General features: G+C 60.1%; 12 protein-coding genes. 6 read left to right on the top strand and 6 right to left on the bottom strand.

Going from position 1 to position 16,020, the window contains the following annotated elements:
- Positions 1-19: 19 nt before the first annotated feature.
- The 5 genes from hemF to GNX18_RS13670 form a co-directional block, all read right to left on the bottom strand.
- The gene (hemF, locus tag GNX18_RS13650; RefSeq protein WP_138236687.1) at positions 20-925 is read right to left on the bottom strand and encodes an oxygen-dependent coproporphyrinogen oxidase; all 906 of its coding nucleotides are present in this window, start codon (positions 923-925) and stop codon (positions 20-22) included.
- A gap of 68 nt (positions 926-993) precedes the next feature.
- Positions 994-1,581, bottom strand: coding sequence for an L-threonylcarbamoyladenylate synthase (locus GNX18_RS13655; RefSeq protein WP_371808076.1), 588 nt, complete (start codon positions 1,579-1,581; stop codon positions 994-996).
- Between the two features lie 171 nt (positions 1,582-1,752).
- The gene (locus GNX18_RS13660) at positions 1,753-2,895 is read right to left on the bottom strand and encodes a sorbosone dehydrogenase family protein (protein WP_166218790.1); all 1,143 of its coding nucleotides are present in this window, start codon (positions 2,893-2,895) and stop codon (positions 1,753-1,755) included.
- A gap of 85 nt (positions 2,896-2,980) precedes the next feature.
- Entirely contained in the window at positions 2,981-4,126 is a 1,146-nt protein-coding gene (gene dprA, locus GNX18_RS13665; protein ID WP_138236689.1) for a DNA-processing protein DprA, read from the bottom strand.
- 158 nt (positions 4,127-4,284) lie between these two features.
- Positions 4,285-5,352, bottom strand: a complete 1,068-nt coding sequence (locus GNX18_RS13670) for a LysM peptidoglycan-binding domain-containing protein (protein ID WP_166218792.1) — start codon at positions 5,350-5,352, stop codon at positions 4,285-4,287.
- 280 nt (positions 5,353-5,632) lie between these two features.
- On the opposite strand from GNX18_RS13670, the gene def reads away from it, so the two are divergent.
- From def to GNX18_RS13695, 5 genes are all read left to right on the top strand, one after another.
- Positions 5,633-6,139 (top strand): peptide deformylase, encoded by a 507-nt coding sequence (def, locus tag GNX18_RS13675; protein WP_138236691.1) that lies wholly within the window; start codon positions 5,633-5,635, stop codon positions 6,137-6,139.
- A 192-nt stretch (positions 6,140-6,331) separates the two neighbouring features.
- Positions 6,332-7,300, top strand: coding sequence for a methionyl-tRNA formyltransferase (gene fmt / locus GNX18_RS13680; RefSeq protein ID WP_166218794.1), 969 nt, complete (start codon positions 6,332-6,334; stop codon positions 7,298-7,300).
- The gene (rsmB, locus tag GNX18_RS13685) at positions 7,293-8,621 is read left to right on the top strand and encodes a 16S rRNA (cytosine(967)-C(5))-methyltransferase RsmB (protein WP_166218796.1); all 1,329 of its coding nucleotides are present in this window, start codon (positions 7,293-7,295) and stop codon (positions 8,619-8,621) included. Before fmt ends, rsmB begins: the two co-directional genes overlap by 8 nt.
- Positions 8,622-8,845: 224 nt before the next feature.
- The gene (gene trkA, locus GNX18_RS13690; protein ID WP_138236694.1) at positions 8,846-10,231 is read left to right on the top strand and encodes a Trk system potassium transporter TrkA; all 1,386 of its coding nucleotides are present in this window, start codon (positions 8,846-8,848) and stop codon (positions 10,229-10,231) included.
- Positions 10,232-10,290: 59 nt separating this feature from the next.
- Positions 10,291-11,742, top strand: a complete 1,452-nt coding sequence (locus tag GNX18_RS13695) for a TrkH family potassium uptake protein (protein WP_166218797.1) — start codon at positions 10,291-10,293, stop codon at positions 11,740-11,742.
- 53 nt (positions 11,743-11,795) lie between these two features.
- Here the strand turns inward: GNX18_RS13695 and GNX18_RS13700 are convergent, their stop codons facing one another.
- Complete coding sequence (locus GNX18_RS13700; protein ID WP_166218799.1) at positions 11,796-12,431, bottom strand: CDP-alcohol phosphatidyltransferase family protein; 636 nt, start codon at positions 12,429-12,431, stop codon at positions 11,796-11,798.
- A 534-nt stretch (positions 12,432-12,965) separates the two neighbouring features.
- On the opposite strand from GNX18_RS13700, the gene GNX18_RS13705 reads away from it, so the two are divergent.
- Positions 12,966-15,602 carry a PKD domain-containing protein gene (locus tag GNX18_RS13705; RefSeq protein ID WP_166218801.1) on the top strand — a complete coding sequence of 879 codons (2,637 nt, stop codon included), beginning with the start codon at positions 12,966-12,968 and terminating at the stop codon, positions 15,600-15,602.
- The last annotated feature ends 418 nt before the right edge of the window (positions 15,603-16,020 follow it).

Genomic DNA, 16,020 nt, shown 5'->3' on the forward strand with positions numbered 1-16,020 from the left:
ACCAGCGCTATTCAAAATCTCAGACCCAATCCCGGTGCGGCAGGAAATCTGTATATAGCTTTGCTTCAGCAGATCCGGGCTCCGGATGCCAGTCGTATCGCCAGCGCACCTCCGGCGGCAGCGACATCAGAATGGATTCCGTGCGCCCACCGCTCTGCAACCCAAACAGCGTGCCGCGGTCAAACACCAGGTTGAATTCCACATAACGTCCGCGGCGGTACAGCTGGAAATCTCGCTCGCGCTCACCGTATTCAATATCCTTGCGTCGGTTCAAAATTGGCAGATAGGCCTCCAGATAACTGTCGCCCACCGCCCGCATCAGGCCAAACGCATGGTCGAAACCACCCTCGTGGAAATCGTCGAAAAACAGCCCGCCCACACCGCGCGCCTCGCTGCGGTGTTTCAGATAAAAATACTCATCGCACCAGGTTTTAAAGCGCGGATAAACCTCTGCACCGAACGGCGCACAGGCATTCTTCGCCGTCTGGTGCCAGTGCACCACGTCTTCCTCGAAACCGTAGTAGGGCGTCAGATCGTAGCCACCGCCGAACCACCACACCGGCTCCGCCCCTTCCTTTTGTGCGACGAAGAGACGCACATTCGCGTGACTGGTCGGCGCATAGGGATTGCGCGGGTGGATCACCAGGCTCACCCCCATCGCCTCGAACGAGCGGCCGGCAAGCTCCGGGCGCGCCGCCGTCGCCGACGGCGGCAGTTTGTCGCCATATACGTGGGAAAAATTCACCCCACCTTTTTCGATCACATCACCGTTTTCAAGCACCCGCGTGCGACCACCGCCGCCGCCCTCGCGCTCCCAGGTGTCTTCAAAAAATTCGCTGCCGTCCACATCCACCAACGCCGCACAAATGCGATCCTGCAGGTTCAGCAGATAGTCTTTGACGGCCTGGATATTCACTGTTGTCATGGATTTATGCACGCAGCTAGATGTGAATGGCAGTGAGGGGTTAGGTCACCAGGTGGACGGGGCGGGCCTCAACCGGCGCGCACAATCCGCCCGCTGGAGGCGTCGCGGATCTCGCTGGGCGCAGAGCGGCCACCGGTATTTCCGCCGCCGACAAAATCCAGCTCGTCGCCGAAATAACGCAACACCTGATATTTGTACCTGGCCGACTGGCAGCCGGTTGGATTGGCAGAGGTAGATACGATAGGCCCACCGAAGGCGCGCGAAAGTGCCGCAGTGAAGCCGTGGTTGGTGTGGCGCAGGGCAACACTGTGATGCACACCGCTGACCCAGGCCGGCACCTGGTCAAAATGGGGCACCAGCCAGGTAACCGGGCCCGGCCAGGTGGCGTCGATGCGCGCGCGCTGGTCACCGGAAAGGTTGTGCAACAGGCCCGAAAAATGATTCACGTCGCCGGACACCAGAATCAAGCCCTTTTCCAGCGGGCGATTCTTGAGCCGCAGCAGTCGGGCAACCGCATCGGGATTGTGGGGATCACAGGCGAGCCCCCACACGGACTCGGTTGGGTGTGCGATCACGCCACCCGCTAACAGGGCGCGCACCGCATTGGCCATGGTAAGGCCGGCGCAGTGAAGGATTGAGGGGCTGATTTCTGACAAGGGTCGGGACTCTTTCAGGTCTTGTGATGCGGCGGTTGGCCGGCACCGCGGCTCTCAGGAAGCGCCGCAATTTATCGGATAGTACCAGCCTAGACAAGGCTGGCGCCCCCCGGGCCCCTTTTTGCGGCGCAACCACCGGAGCGGACGGAGGGGCCCTGCGTGAGGCGCCAATTACCCCTCGTAAGTTACCCGGTATATGGCACCGGCGTAGTCGTCGGACACCAGCAGCGCGCCATCCGGCATCACCAGCACATCCACCGGGCGCCCCCAGACTTCTTCACCCTGCAGCCAGCCGTCGATAAACGGCTTGTAGCCGGTGGCCCGGCCATGCTCGTCCAGGGTCACCTGCGTCACCCGGTAGCCAATCTTCTGACTGCGGTTCCAGGAACCGTGTTCGGCGATGAAGACCTGGTTTTTATACGCCTCCGGGAACTGGCCGCCGGTGTAGAACTTCACGCCCAGCGGCGCCACATGCGGGCCCAGCTTCTGTACCGGCGGCACGTAGTTGCTGCAGCTTTTCCCGTTGCCGAATTCGGGGTCGAGGATGTCGCCGCCGTGACAGTAGGGATAACCGAAATGCTTGCCCGCCACCGGCGCGGTGTTCAGTTCACAGGGCGGAATATCGTCGCCGAGCATGTCGCGGCCATTGTCGGTGAACCACAGGTGTTTGGTAACCGGGTGCCAGGTGAAGCCGACGGTGTTGCGCACGCCTTCGGCCCAGGTTTCGGTGGCGGTCACCTTATCGCCGTCGATTTTCAGGCGCTGGATGTTGGCGTAATCCTTCTCGTCGCAGATATTGCACGGCGCGCCGATGGGCACGTAGAGCCAACCGTCGGGACCGAAGGCGATGTACTTCCAGCCGTGGTGTTTGTCCGGGAACTGGCTGGTGATGGTGACCGGCGCCGGCGGGTTGTCGAGGCGGGACTCGATATCATCGAAGCGCAGGATGCTGGTGACGGCGCTGACATACAGGTCGCCGTCTTTGAAAGCGACGCCGGTGGGGCGGGTCAGTCCCTCGGCGATGACCTTCACCTCGTCCGCCCGCTGATCACCGTTCTTGTCGACAACCGCGTACACCTTGCCCTCGCCCATAGAGCCCACGAACAGGGTACCCTTGTCGCCGCGCACCATGTGGCGGGCGTTGGGGATGTCTTTGGCGTAGACCTCGATCTTGAAGCCTTGCGGCAGGTTCAGTTTGTCGAGGTAAATATCGCCTTTTTTGGCGCTCGCACTGGCGGCAAAGGTGAACGCCAGCGCGCCGGTGATGACGGCGGCGTGGCGCCGGAGTGAATTGAGGTATTTGAACGGCCACATGGATGGACACTCCCTGAAAATGACAGATGTGACCCTAGCGGCTTTTCACCCATCCGGCCAGCGCCCTCAGCCTGGAAAAGCGCATTCAGCCTGGCAGCGCGCGCACGCCACTGCCGGTGAGCTGGTAACCGCCGGGCAGCGATTCCACCAGACCTTCCAGCTCCAGGTGCAGCAGGCTCGCCATCAGCTCGCCGGTCTCACATCCGGTATCCCGCGCCAGCTGCTCGATGCTGCGCGGATCGCCGCCGAGGGCGCTCACGATCCGGCGCTGTTCGGCGGTGAGCTGGGAAACTTCTGACCTGTCGTCATCGAACAGTCCCGGTTGGCTCGCCATGCCGGACAACAAGCCGCCCAGCTGCTCGGCGATGTCGCGGCTGGTTTCCACCAGGTGCGCACCGTGCTTGATCATGTGGTGACAGCCCCGCGCCATCGGGTTGTGAATCGACCCCGGAATGGCAAATACCTCTCGGTTCTGCTCCAGCGCCAGGCGCGCGGTGATCAGCGAACCGGAGCGCACCGCGGCTTCCACCAGCAGAGTGCCCAGGCTCAGCCCGGAGATGACGCGGTTGCGCCGGGGGAAGTTGCCCGCCTCCGGCGCGCTGCCGAGCGGCATTTCGCTGACGATGGCACCGTCAGCAGCGAGAATCTGCTCGGCCAGTACCGCGTTGCGCACCGGATAGATGCGGTCGACGCCAGTACCCAGCACCGCGATGGTCTTGCCGCCGCCCTTCAGCGCGCCGCTGTGGGCCGCCGCGTCCACGCCCAGCGCGAGTCCAGAGGTGATCGCGAATCCGGAGGCGGCGAGGTCGGCAGAAAGGTCCCGCGCATTGTCGAGCCCGGCGCGGCTGGCGCGGCGCGCGCCAACCACCGCCACTTGCGGCAGCGACAGGGTGTGCGGATTGCCGCGCACATACAGTACCGGCGGCGGGCGGTGGATTTCTTTCAGCAGCGCCGGGTAGATGTCATCGTCGCGATGCAACAGGTAAACGCACAGCTCGGCGCAGCGCGCGCGCTCGGCCAGCGCCCATTGCCCCAGCTCGCTCTCGGGCCCGCGGCGCTGGAATTCCGCCAGCTGCGCATGGGCGCGCTCCGGCAGTTTGCGATTCAGGTTTTGCGGGGGTTGCTGCAAGACGGCGGCGGCGGAGCCGAAGCGCTCTACCAGTTGCCAGTAGAGACCTGGGCCTATGCCCTCGAGCCTTAAAAGGGAGAGTGTAGCGGTCAACGCATCCATGCGCGGGTACCTCCAAAAATTGTCTTTTTGCACGAGCGCGGCGTCGGCTCCGTGCTCAAATCCTCACGTACTACGTGTACGCTCCGGTTTTGCGCGCGGTGCCTCCTTGCTCTCGCACAAAAATCCAAATTTTTTGAGGCACCCTTCTTCTTTGTCGCTTACGGATTACGGACTAAATCCATTACGGCCAGCGGCTTGTCGGCTTCGAGCACCAGGCCGAGGCTCATTTTCTCAAAGCTGCGGAATACCATGAGCACGCCGGCGCGCTCGTCCGGCAGCTTCACATTCTGGCGGGCAATCTGGTCGCGCACGGTGGCGCCGCGCTTGTAAATGGCAAGGACATGGCCGGGCTCGATACCTTCGCGCAGGCCGCGGTTGATGGCGACCACGTCGTATTTGGCCACCTGGGTCACGCCCTCTTCGACGCCGAGGATTACGCCGTCTACCGGTACTTCGGGGGCGGCGGGCTGGAACAGAGCGTCAATGGCGCGCTCTTCTGTCGGCAGCAGGCGGTCCTGCAGACGGATGTCGCGACTGGTGCGGGTGACGTCCAGGGTGGCAACCGCGAATTCGGTGTTGGCGTTGTCCGCATCCAGCTGGCGCAGGTCTACGGAACCCACATCCAGTGCCTGCTGGCCCAGCTCCTCGCCAGTGTAGGGGTCGGCGTACACCGGGCCGGGGCGGTAGATGCCGTAGGACGGCAGCGGTTCGCGGAAATCGCCGCGCGCGTAGATTTTCTCGCCGGCGCCCATCAGGATGCGCTGATCCTGGCCGGAGATTACGTAGGGCACCCCTCTGAAAGCGCCCGGGCCGACTATGCGGGTGCGGGACAGGAAGGCATTGATGGCATCCAGCGGGATGGCGGGGATGGCGGAGTCGATGGGCTCGCGACGCACGGCCGGGCCGAGGCGGTTGTTGCTGGCCGGGCTAAGCTTGTAGGCGGTGGGGCCGCGCTCGAGTTCAAGGCGCGGCTGGCCGTTCACATAGACGAGATTGAGGCGGTCACCGGGATAGATCAGGTGCGGGTTTTCAACCTGGGGGTTTACCTGCCAGATTTCCGGCCAGTACCAGGGCTGGGAGAGGAAGCGCCCGGAGATATCCCAGAGGGTGTCGCCCTTCTGCACCACGTAGGTGTCCGGGTGGTCAGGCTTCAGGCGTACATCTTGCGCCTGCAGGCCGAAGGTCACCAACAGAGTGGCGGCGGCGGCCAGAATTATTTTTTTCATGGAAGCATTCCTATGCTTTTTTGTCGCTAACGCTGTCGGCCTAATGGTTTGCTGCGGGGCTATATCGCTATCGCTGGGAGTTTATATCGCTATAATCTCTCAGTGCTGGACCGGTAGCGGCGGATGCCGCCCGCAAAAGGGGATATACGATGCCCGCTGGCTTTGTGGCCAGAATGCGGCAGAGGCCCTTTTATCAGCAAAATAGTTCAGCAAATTTCAAGCGCGATCATTATGTTATCAGCGCAAGTTCCACTAAGACTAGAAGTTTGTCACAGGTGTTATGGCCAAACTGGAAATCCTCGAATTCCCCGATCCCCGTCTGCGCAAGGTGGCCGAATCCGTCGCCGAGGTGACAGATGCGCACCGTGCGCTGATTGAGGATATGTTCGAAACGATGTATGAAGCGCCCGGAATTGGGCTGGCGGCGACGCAGGTCAATGTGCATGAGCGCATTGTGGTGATCGATGTGTCGGAAGATAAGAGCGAGCCGCTGGTGCTGATCAATCCGGAGATTGAGGTGTTGGATCCGGAGATCCACAAGTACGATGAGGGTTGCCTGTCGGTACCAGGTTTCTACGAGACGGTGCAGCGCCCGCGCAAGATCCGCCTGAAGGCGCTGGATCGCAATGGCGAGGCCTATGCGCTGGAGGCCGAGGGGCTGCTGGCGGTATGCATCCAGCACGAGATCGACCATCTCGACGGCAAGCTGTTTGTGGATTACATCTCGCCGCTCAAGCGCAACCGTATCCGTTCCAAGCTCGAAAAGGCCCACCGGCAAGGGGCCTAGTTTTAAGCTGGTCCGGTGGCGTCGGTGTGCCGGGTGTGGGTTTTCAGGACCACTGTGAACCCATCCCTGGGCGCTTCGGCGCAAACATCCTGTTTGCGACGATCCTGAAAACCCACACCCGGCACACCGACTTCACATCGTATTTATGGGCTTCGTAGTCGAGCCCAACCCTTCTTATCTGAAAGATTTTTCATGAGCCTGAATATCATCTTTGCCGGCACGCCTGACTTCGCCGCCGTACATCTGCAAACCCTGCTCGACAGCGAGCACAATGTGATCGCCGTTTACAGCCAGCCGGATCGCCCCGCTGGGCGTGGCAAGAAGCTGTTGGCGAGTCCGGTGAAACAGCTGGCACTGGCGCACAACATTCCGGTGTACCAGCCACTGTCCCTGCGCAATGAAAAGGCGCAACAGGAGCTGGCAGCGCTGAATGCGGATGTGATGGTGGTGGTGGCCTATGGGCTGATCCTGCCACAGGCGGTGCTGGATACGCCGCGGCTCGGCTGTGTGAATGTGCACGCGTCGCTGCTGCCGCGCTGGCGCGGGGCGGCGCCGATTCAGCGGGCGGTGGAGGCCGGGGACGCGGAGAGCGGCGTGGCGATCATGCAGATGGAGGCGGGGCTGGATACTGGGCCGGTGCTGGTGGAGGTGCGGACGCCGATCGCGGCAAACGAGACCGGCGGCAGTCTGCACGACAAGCTGGCGGGTCTCGGTGGGCCGGCGCTGTTGGCCGCACTTCATCAGTTGGAATCCGGCACGGCGCAACCGCAGGTGCAGGACGACGCGCTCGCCAATTACGCGGGCAAGATTTCCAAGGAAGAAGCGCGCATTGACTGGGCGCGCCCGGCCGCGGAGCTCGCGCGCCTGATCCGCGCGTTCAATCCGTTCCCGGTGTGCTGGACCGAGTTTGCCGACAGTAAGGGCAACGTCGAGCGCCTGCGTATTTACAGTGCCCGGCTGGAACAGGGCTGCCACAACGATGTGCCGGGCACGATTCTGTCGGCGGACGACGAGGGCATTCTGGTGGCCTGTGGGCGCGAGGCGTTGCGCCTGACTCAACTACAATTGCCGGGCAAGAAGGCGCTGCCGGTGGCGGAAATATTGAAGGGCTACCGCGACCTGTTCGCAAAGGGCATCAGACTGGGTACCGGCCATGAATGACCCAAGGGCGCTGGCGGCGCGTGTGATCAGTCGCCTGTACCAGGACCGCGGCTCGCTGCAGCGATTGCTGCCGTGGGCGGAAAAGCAGGTGGACGACGAGCAGGCCAATGGAAAGAACCGTTCGCTGCTGCGGGAACTCTGTTACGGCACCGCGCGCTTCGCCCCGCGCCTGGAGCTGCTACTGGCCAAGCTGCTGCGCAAGCCGGTAAAAGATGAAGAGCTGGAAGCGCTGATGTTGGTCGGGCTGTACCAGCTGGAATACACCCGCATCCCCGACCACGCCGCCATCAGCGCCACCGTTGAAGCGGCGCGCGCACTCAAACTCGGCCACGCCAGCGGCGTGGTCAACGGTGTGCTGCGCAATGCCCTGCGGGATAAGGAAGCGCTCACCCGCAAACTCTCGGGCAACCCCCAGTTCAGCTCCGCGCACCCGGAGTGGCTGCAACAGGCCATCAAGAAAGCCTGGGGAACGGAAGCGAGAACCATCTTCACCGCCAACAACAGCAACCCGCCCATGACCCTGCGGGTGAACCTGTCGAAAACGTCGCGCGATGACTACCTCAAACAGCTCATCGACGCCGGTATTCCCGCCCAACCCTGCGAAGTTTCCGCCGCCGGCCTGGTACTGGAAAACCCCGTCGCCGTCACCCGCCTGCCCGGCTTTGACGACGGCCTCGTCAGCGTCCAGGACCAGTCCGCCCAGCTTGCCGCCGAATTACTCGACCCGCAGCCCGGCGAACGAATCCTCGACGCCTGCGCCGCCCCCGGCGGCAAAACCTGCCACCTGCTGGAGCGGCAACCCGACCTCGACCTCAGCGCCCTCGACGTCGAAGAAGAGCGCCTCGACCGCGTCATCGAAAACCTCGAGCGCCTGGGCATGAGTGCCCAACTCATCTGCGCCGACGCCGCCGAGCCCCAACACTGGTGGGACGGCGAACCCTACGACCGCATCCTGCTCGACGCCCCCTGCTCCGCCACCGGCGTCATCCGCCGCAACCCGGACATCAAACTCCTGCGCCGCCCCGACGACATCCCCGAACTGGCCGAACTCCAGGGCCGCATCCTGCATGCCATGTGGCCCCTGCTCAAACCGGGCGGCACCCTGCTCTACGCCACCTGTTCCATACTCCCCGAGGAAAACAGCGCACAGGTGGCGCGCTTCATTGCGGAGACACCGGATGCGAGGGACAATACGCCGCAATTGCTGAACGACCAGCCCTGGGGGCTGCCGCAGGAAGCGGGTATACAATTGCTGCCCGGCATACATGCGGGCGACGGCTTCTATTATGCGAAGCTGGAAAAAGCCACCGCAAACAGTTGATTGCCCGGCTGCCGACCAGCATTGCTTACGAAGTACAAAAGTAAGAGTTGAAGTCGGGGCGCCGGGTGGGGGTTTTCAGGAGCGTCGCAAACAGGAAGTTTGCGCCGCAGCGCCCAGGGATGGGTTCACAGCGGTCCTGAAAACCCCCACCCGGTGTCCCGACGCCACCGCGCCAGCTTAAAAGGACCACATAGGTTCAGAGCGCAAAGGCCAAAACACCAATTATGAAAATCATCATTCTCGGCGCCGGCCAGGTCGGCGGATCACTGGCGGAAAGCCTGGCTTCCGAACGCAACGACATTGTTCTGGTAGACAGCGACGAGAAAACCCTGCGCGAGCTGCGCGACAAGCTCGACATCGGCGTCGTCCACGGCCACGCCTCGCACCCAGACATATTGCAGGAAGCCGGCATCGAAGACGCCGACATACTCGTCGCCGTCACCAACAACGACGAAACCAACATGGCCGCCTGCCAGATCGCCCATACCCTGTTTCGCGTCACCACCAAAATCGCCCGCGTGCGCGCCGCCGCCTACCTGCAATACCCGGAACTCTTCAACACCGACGCCATCCCCATCGACGTCCTCATCAGCCCCGAACAGATCGTCTCCGAATACATCTCCCGGCTGATCGAACACCCAGGCGCCCTGCAGGTCCTCGACTTCGCCGACGGCCGCGTCCAGCTCGTCGCCGTGCGCGCCGTCCAGGGTGGCCCGCTCGTCGGCCAACAACTGCGCTACCTGCGGGAGCACATGCCCAAGGTCGACACCCGCGTCGCCGCCATTTACCGCCGCAACAGCCCCATCATCCCCCAGGGCTCCACCGTCATCGAAGCCGGTGACGAAGTGTTCTTCATCGCCGCGCGCCAGAACATCCGCGCCGTCATGAGCGAACTGCGGCGGCTCGAACACGGCTACAAACGCATCACCATCGCCGGCGGCGGCAACATCGGCCTGCGCCTCGCACACAAACTCGAAAACCGCTACTCGGTAAAGGTCATCGAACAGGACCACGACCGCTGCCTGTTCCTATCGGAAGCCCTGAGCAACACCATCGTGCTGCACGGCAGCGCCTCCGACCAGGACCTGCTGCTGGAAGAAAACATCGAAGACACCGACGTATTCCTCGCCCTCACCAACGACGACGAAGCCAACATCATGTCCTCGCTGCTTGCCAAACGCCTTGGCACCCGCAAGGTGATGGCGCTGATCAACAACCGCGCCTACGTAGACCTGGTGCAGGGTGGCGAGATCGACATCGCCATCTCGCCGCAGCAGAACACCATCGGCAGCCTGCTCACCCATGTGCGCCGCGGAGACATGGTCAATGTCCACTCCCTGCGCCGCGGCGCCGCCGAAGCCATCGAAGTCATCGCCCACGGCGACAGTCGCACCTCCAAAGTCGTGGGCCGCAAAATCGAAGATATCGACTTGCCGGAAGGCGCCAGTATCGGCGCCATAGTGCGCGAGCGAGACGGCGAGAGTCAGGTTCTGATCGCCCACGACAGTCTCGTCGTCGAAACCGACGATCACGTGATCGTATTTCTTGTCGACCGCCGCCACACCCGCCATGTGGAACAGTTGTTCCAGGTTGGCTTCGGCTTTTTCTGACGGTGGTAAGAGTGATGAACAACAATTTGACCGGGAACTGCCCGGCGGTGAACGGTTAAATGCGCCTGGCAGTCATAGCGCGGGTCTTCGGTATTCTGCTGACGGTATTCAGCCTGACACTGCTGCCGCCCATCGGCGTGTCCCTTTGGTACGACGACGGCACCCACACCGCCTTCAGTATCGCCTTCGGTATCACCCTGCTCACCGGTCTGTTCATGTGGCTGCCGGTGCACGACCTGAAGCAGGATCTGCGCACCCGCGACGGCTTCGTGGTGACCTCTTTGTTCTGGCTGATCCTCGGCTGCTTCGGCGCCCTGCCCCTGATCATCAGCCCACAGCCGGACCTGAGTATTGTGGATTCCATTTTCGAATCCATCTCCGGCCTTACCACCACCGGCGCCACCACCATTGTCGGTCTCGATACCCTGCCACCAGCCATTCTGTATTACCGGCAGCAGCTGCAGTGGTTCGGCGGCATCGGGGTCATCGTCATTGCGCTGGCAATTCTGCCAATGCTCGGCATCGGTGGTATGCAGCTGTACAAGGCGGAAATTCCCGGACCGGTGAAAGACACCAAACTGACGCCGCGCATCGCGGAAACGGCGCGCGCTCTGTTCGTAATTTATATTGCCCTCACGGTACTGTGCGCCATCGGTTACTGGTGGGCAGGCATGAGCGTGTTCGATGCCATTGGCCACTCGTTTTCCACCGTCGCCAACGGCGGCTTCTCCACCCACGATGCCAGTATGGGCTTCTACGCTCACAATCACGCGATCATGACCATCGCCATCATTTTCATGCTCACCGCCGCGATCAACTTCGGCCTGCACTTTTACGCTTTCAGCAACCGCACCGTTAAACACTACTGGAAAGACTCCGAGTTCCGCTTTTACATTCTGGTGACACTCGCTGCCTGCGCCATCATTGTCGGCTATCTGTATGTATCCGGTACCTTTGACATGCGCGGCAGTTTTCTGCACGGGATTTTTCAGGTGGTTTCCATCGGCACCACCGCCGGTTTCGGCTCCGAGAGCTTCGCCACCTGGCCGGCATTCCTGCCGTATGTACTGTTGATGCTGGGTATCATGGGTGCCTGCGCCGCCTCCACCTCCGGTGGTATCAAGGCGGTGCGCGTAATGCTGATCGTGAAGTCTGGTCTGCGTGAACTCAATCGCCTGGTGCACCCCAACGCGGTGGTGCCAATCAAGGTCAATCGGAAGATCGTGCCGCCGCGCGTTACCGACGCCGTTTGGGGATTTTTTGCGGTTTACATCCTGTCGTTTTTTATTCTCACCATTGTCGTCATGGCGACCGGGGAGAATTTTGTCACCTCCTTTTCTACCGTCGCCTCCTGCCTCAGCAACATCGGCCCGGCACTGGGCGATGCGGCGGCGCATTATGGTGAGGTGAACGAGGTCGCGAAGATTTTTCTGATTCTGGCGATGCTCGCCGGGCGACTGGAAATTTTCACACTGCTGGTATTGCTGACACCCGCGTTCTGGCGCAACTGACTCGTCGCTTGTTTTACACGGGCATGTATCTATCCGACCATGCCCGAGCCGCGCTACTCGAACGTATCGTGACGACCGCGAATGATCTGCCAGTAGCGCGGTATAAATTTGAGCATTATCCAGATTTCCAGCAGACAACCGATCAAGGTCAGCGCATCCATGGTGTGCTCAAAGGTGTTCTCCGCGCCGGAGCTTTCATCGAACAGCTCAATCGCCAGCAGATCCGCAAATCCCATCCCCAGCACGGCAAACACAACCACCGCGGCCAGCCGCGAGATCCAGTCCGGCACCACTCGAAAAGGTATTTTCAGCCACAGTATGAACACCGGCAGCGCACTCAGCTGTATGGTGTAACGCACCACGACCAGAACGGTGTATGCGGTACCAATGGCGTCGAAATACCACAACAGGGGAATCAGGCACAGCACAAATACCCGGTCTGCGATGGGGTCCAGCAGGGAACCGAAATGGCTCTGCCAGCCAAAACGCCTGGCCAGGTAGCCGTCGAGCAGGTCGGTCAGCGCGCCCGCTGCGAAGACCAGTAGCGCCAACATATGCTCGTGGATCAGCGACAACCAGACAATGACGGGAATCAGAGCAATTCTTGTCGCCGACAGCAGATTGGGCAAGTGGCGCCAACGGGAACTGGTCATGTCTTCCGTCGCTGCGCGGTTTCGTTTATGGATCATTGTGGTGGTGCGCTGGGAAATTCCGGCTTCAAACTAGAAAAATAGAATCCAGTACAAACATAGCCCATTGGCACCAATAGTCCGCGGGCCCATGATTTACCGGCCACGGTCTTATTTTGCGGAATGCGGTTGTCATTCGCGACAATCGCCCCATTTCATCTCCGCCCCGCCCCCGCTCTCCGCTCTGCTCCCGCACTAAGACTACGGATACAGACCACGGTAACCTCCCGCCCAATAGGCACCGGACAGTGCCGATACTGTGCCGCCGCTTGCCAATCCCAGGTTCTGGCTTCACTTACCCCCCCGATGAGGAGGAGGCGTCCCATCAATAAGATCTCCAAAATCGCGGATTGCTAGCAGGCCAGATTCTGATAGCAGGCTTTAATGGCCACACCATCCGCATCCAAAATGGAGTTTATTTCGATGCAACTTCCCGAAAAAAAATCGACCACCCCTGCCCCTATGTGTTCCGGAGCATATTTACGGCTGCCAACTATTAATTTATCGCGTCAAGTGCGCTGAGGAGTAACCAAAATGAAAAGTTGGTTTTATATACTCGCTACCGGTCTACTCCTTTCCATCTGCGTTTCGGCCCAAGCCAAACCAGAAGAGAATCCACATATTAAGCGGCAAAAAGCCCTTAACACGGCAACCTTGCAGAAAATGCGCAGGTTGAACGCTCCAGATCAAAGAAAAACGGCTTCCCCTGCTCCGGAGCGCATTGCATTAACCTTGTTTGACGGAACCAGTATTGTTCTGCTTGAAGAGCGTTTGGAAAAACGCGGCACCAACGACTTTTCCTGGTTCGGCCGCGTTGAAGGCGAACCCGGAAGCCTTGCTATTCTTGTGGTTAAATACGGTAACGTCACCGGTCAAATCGAATTCGGTGGCAAGCAGTATGAGATCCACCCTGCCGGCGGTAGTACGCACAGCCTCGCCGAAATAGACCGATCGGCCCTGCCTCCGCTTGAGGACGACGTACTGGGTTTTGATCCATCGCGGGGCGCCGACCCTGGCGACACCTTCGTAAACAATGATGCCGAGCCCTCTCTTCTGGCGGATGCGATCTATGATGGCCACGCTGAAGTGATCGATGTACTGGTTGTTTACTCACTGGAGGCAGCGCAAAACTATTCTGATATCCAATCTCGTATTCAGTTGGCTATTGATTACACTAACAACGCTTATGCCAACTCTCAGATTCCACACCGCCTAAACCTGATAGGGGCCGAAGGCTTGCAAAGCAACGAATCGGGAGGCACATCGGAGCTATTCCACTATGGAAACCTCTTCGATGGGCGCCTGGATGAATTGCATCAATTGCGGAATAACTACGGTGCCGATGTCGTGAGCCTGTGGGTCAACCATATAAATAACTGGTGCGGTATGGCCGCCGCCATTGGCTCCACCAATATCTCCGCCATTCACATGATGCGCGTGCACTGTGGCGGTGCGACCTTCGCCCATGAACTGGGCCACAATCAGGGCGCCCGGCACAATATGGAACAGGATTCGACTATTTACCCCTTCCGTTACGGGCACGGGAGCGGCAGCCCCACAAGCCAATGGCGGACGATCATGTCCTACAGTAACGCCTGCGATGCCCCCTGCTCCCGGATTCCCTACTTCTCGAGCCCCCTGCTGACTTATGCGGGCGAGCCACTGGGAGACACCGAGTATCGTGACAATGCACGCGTGATTACTGAAACCGCTTCCGAAATAGCCCAGTTCGGCGCGCAGTTATCCCCCTTGGGTGCCGAAAATGTGGCGGTGCAAGATCTGGAAAAAGGCTTGAACATCCAGATGGAAGAGATATTCCCGGGTGTCTGGCAAGGTGAAACTTTATTCAAATCCTGGGAGTTCTATCATCTGGAAATGTTGATTGATGGAGAACTTCACGGCCCCCGAAACCCAGTGTTGTCGATAGGGACAACCTTTAATGGCGCAATGGCAGCGGGCAGTGCGAACACGGTATTAATCAGGTCATACTCAGACCAGGCCGCCGTAGTCTTGTACGATGAACGATATAAATACCTGTCTGTCAGGCTAGCCGGCTCCGATCCCAGTATGTACTTTCGCGGGACGCCCAATAATTTTGATACCAGTATTCCCATGATCCCCCTCGGCAATCACCACTGGGTGGCGACGGTAAACTTTACCGGCGAGGCTGATCAGCGCTTCAAATTCGATGTTTTCGGCGATTGGAGTCAAAACTATGGCTTGGATACCGCCAACAATCTCATTGCCCTGGCCGGCGAGGACATCTATGTCAGCGTAAGTGGCGAGTATCGCGTGTACCTGGACCGGGGGAATATGACCTACTGGCTGGCACCGGGGGTCTCTCATGGCAATCAGCCACCTGTTGCTATTGCCGGCGAGAACATGACCGTTGCAGTGGGCGAGACAGTTCATCTCGACGGTAGTGCTTCCTACGATTCCGATGGCGAGATAGTGCAGTACACCTGGGAAGAACTGGGAGTTAACAGCGCCACGGCCGTCGCCAGCTTTGAGCAGGCAGGCACCTATACACTCACGTTAACGGTGACCGACGATCAGGGTGCCAGCAGCAGCGACACACTGGAAGTAACAGTGACTGACAATGGTGGCTGGAAGCGCACGGTGATATTCATCTACGGCGAGGCCCAGGCTGGACAGGACATGTTTATCCGCGGCGGTATTGATCACCAGTATGCCGCCGATGTGTTGGGACGCAACTGTACGGACACCAATTACGCATGTGCGATCCCCATTACACATCGCAACCTTCTAAACGACACCACGGCCCCGTGGAAGGCAAACGATAGCCATCTCGACTGGTACGGCCTGGAGGCCGGACAGAGCGGTGGCGAAGGCAGCCCGCTTGACTGGACCACCAGCCAATGGAACAGCAGTTGGGGCCCTTTGCGCCGCGTGGATGTGGACGGCTATGGCGAGACACCCTTGAACCAGTGGGGCGACCACTACTGGATGCTGGACGTGGATATGGACTGCTCCGCCACGGCCGGTGGCTGGTTCGAATTCAAATCCTATTTAAACAACGGTACCGGCTGGGAAAGTGATGTAACCCAACCCGGAGCGCCCTGGGTTTCAGGTAACCACTTTGCCGAATGCGGAAAACTCAATGTGTTTCGACGCAATGAAAGCGCACCCGTATTGATCGGTGACTTGTAAAGAAAACAGCCATGAGCGGGCAATATTGCGGGATGGGTGACCCGGTGCGTTCACAACATCCCGCTGGCTAGCGCCGCCCGAATAGAAGCTTGAGGGGGCAAACCCAACCGCTCCCTCCGGTGTTTTCCGAGTGGTCGGCGCATTGGTAGACCTCGGCCTGCCAATGCGCCGCATCGAGCACCAATCTGTGGAACCCAATCAAGATGGTCAATGGGGTCGAGGTCATTGATCCGAACCCAATACGAACACAGCCCATCGGCACCAACAATTTGCAGGCCCATGATTTACCGGCCACTGTCTTATTTTCCGAATGCGGTTGTCATTCGCGACAATCGTTCCTTGTGCGACTGCCCGCCAATAGTCAGCGCCGGGGATTTCTGCCAAAGTAACCCGTTCATGGAAGTAACAATAAGAAAAC

Origin of the sequence: Microbulbifer sp. SH-1 (genome assembly GCF_011326135.1) — a bacterium.
Taxonomy (GTDB): Bacteria; Pseudomonadota; Gammaproteobacteria; order Pseudomonadales; family Cellvibrionaceae; genus Microbulbifer; species Microbulbifer harenosus.

What these genes read in the sequence shown, in the direction of transcription:
- hemF (WP_138236687.1), bottom strand. Translation starts at nt 925, where the DNA reads ATGACAACAGTGAATATCCAGGCCGTCAAAGACTATCTGCTGAACCTG.
- GNX18_RS13660 (WP_166218790.1), bottom strand. Translation starts at nt 2,895, where the DNA reads ATGTGGCCGTTCAAATACCTCAATTCACTCCGGCGCCACGCCGCCGTC.
- dprA (WP_138236689.1), bottom strand. Translation starts at nt 4,126, where the DNA reads ATGGATGCGTTGACCGCTACACTCTCCCTTTTAAGGCTCGAGGGCATA.
- GNX18_RS13670 (WP_166218792.1), bottom strand. Translation starts at nt 5,352, where the DNA reads ATGAAAAAAATAATTCTGGCCGCCGCCGCCACTCTGTTGGTGACCTTC.
- def (WP_138236691.1), top strand. Translation starts at nt 5,633, where the DNA reads ATGGCCAAACTGGAAATCCTCGAATTCCCCGATCCCCGTCTGCGCAAG.
- fmt (WP_166218794.1), top strand. Translation starts at nt 6,332, where the DNA reads ATGAGCCTGAATATCATCTTTGCCGGCACGCCTGACTTCGCCGCCGTA.
- rsmB (WP_166218796.1), top strand. Translation starts at nt 7,293, where the DNA reads ATGAATGACCCAAGGGCGCTGGCGGCGCGTGTGATCAGTCGCCTGTAC.
- trkA (WP_138236694.1), top strand. Translation starts at nt 8,846, where the DNA reads ATGAAAATCATCATTCTCGGCGCCGGCCAGGTCGGCGGATCACTGGCG.
- GNX18_RS13695 (WP_166218797.1), top strand. Translation starts at nt 10,291, where the DNA reads ATGCGCCTGGCAGTCATAGCGCGGGTCTTCGGTATTCTGCTGACGGTA.
- GNX18_RS13700 (WP_166218799.1), bottom strand. Translation starts at nt 12,431, where the DNA reads ATGATCCATAAACGAAACCGCGCAGCGACGGAAGACATGACCAGTTCC.
- GNX18_RS13705 (WP_166218801.1), top strand. Translation starts at nt 12,966, where the DNA reads ATGAAAAGTTGGTTTTATATACTCGCTACCGGTCTACTCCTTTCCATC.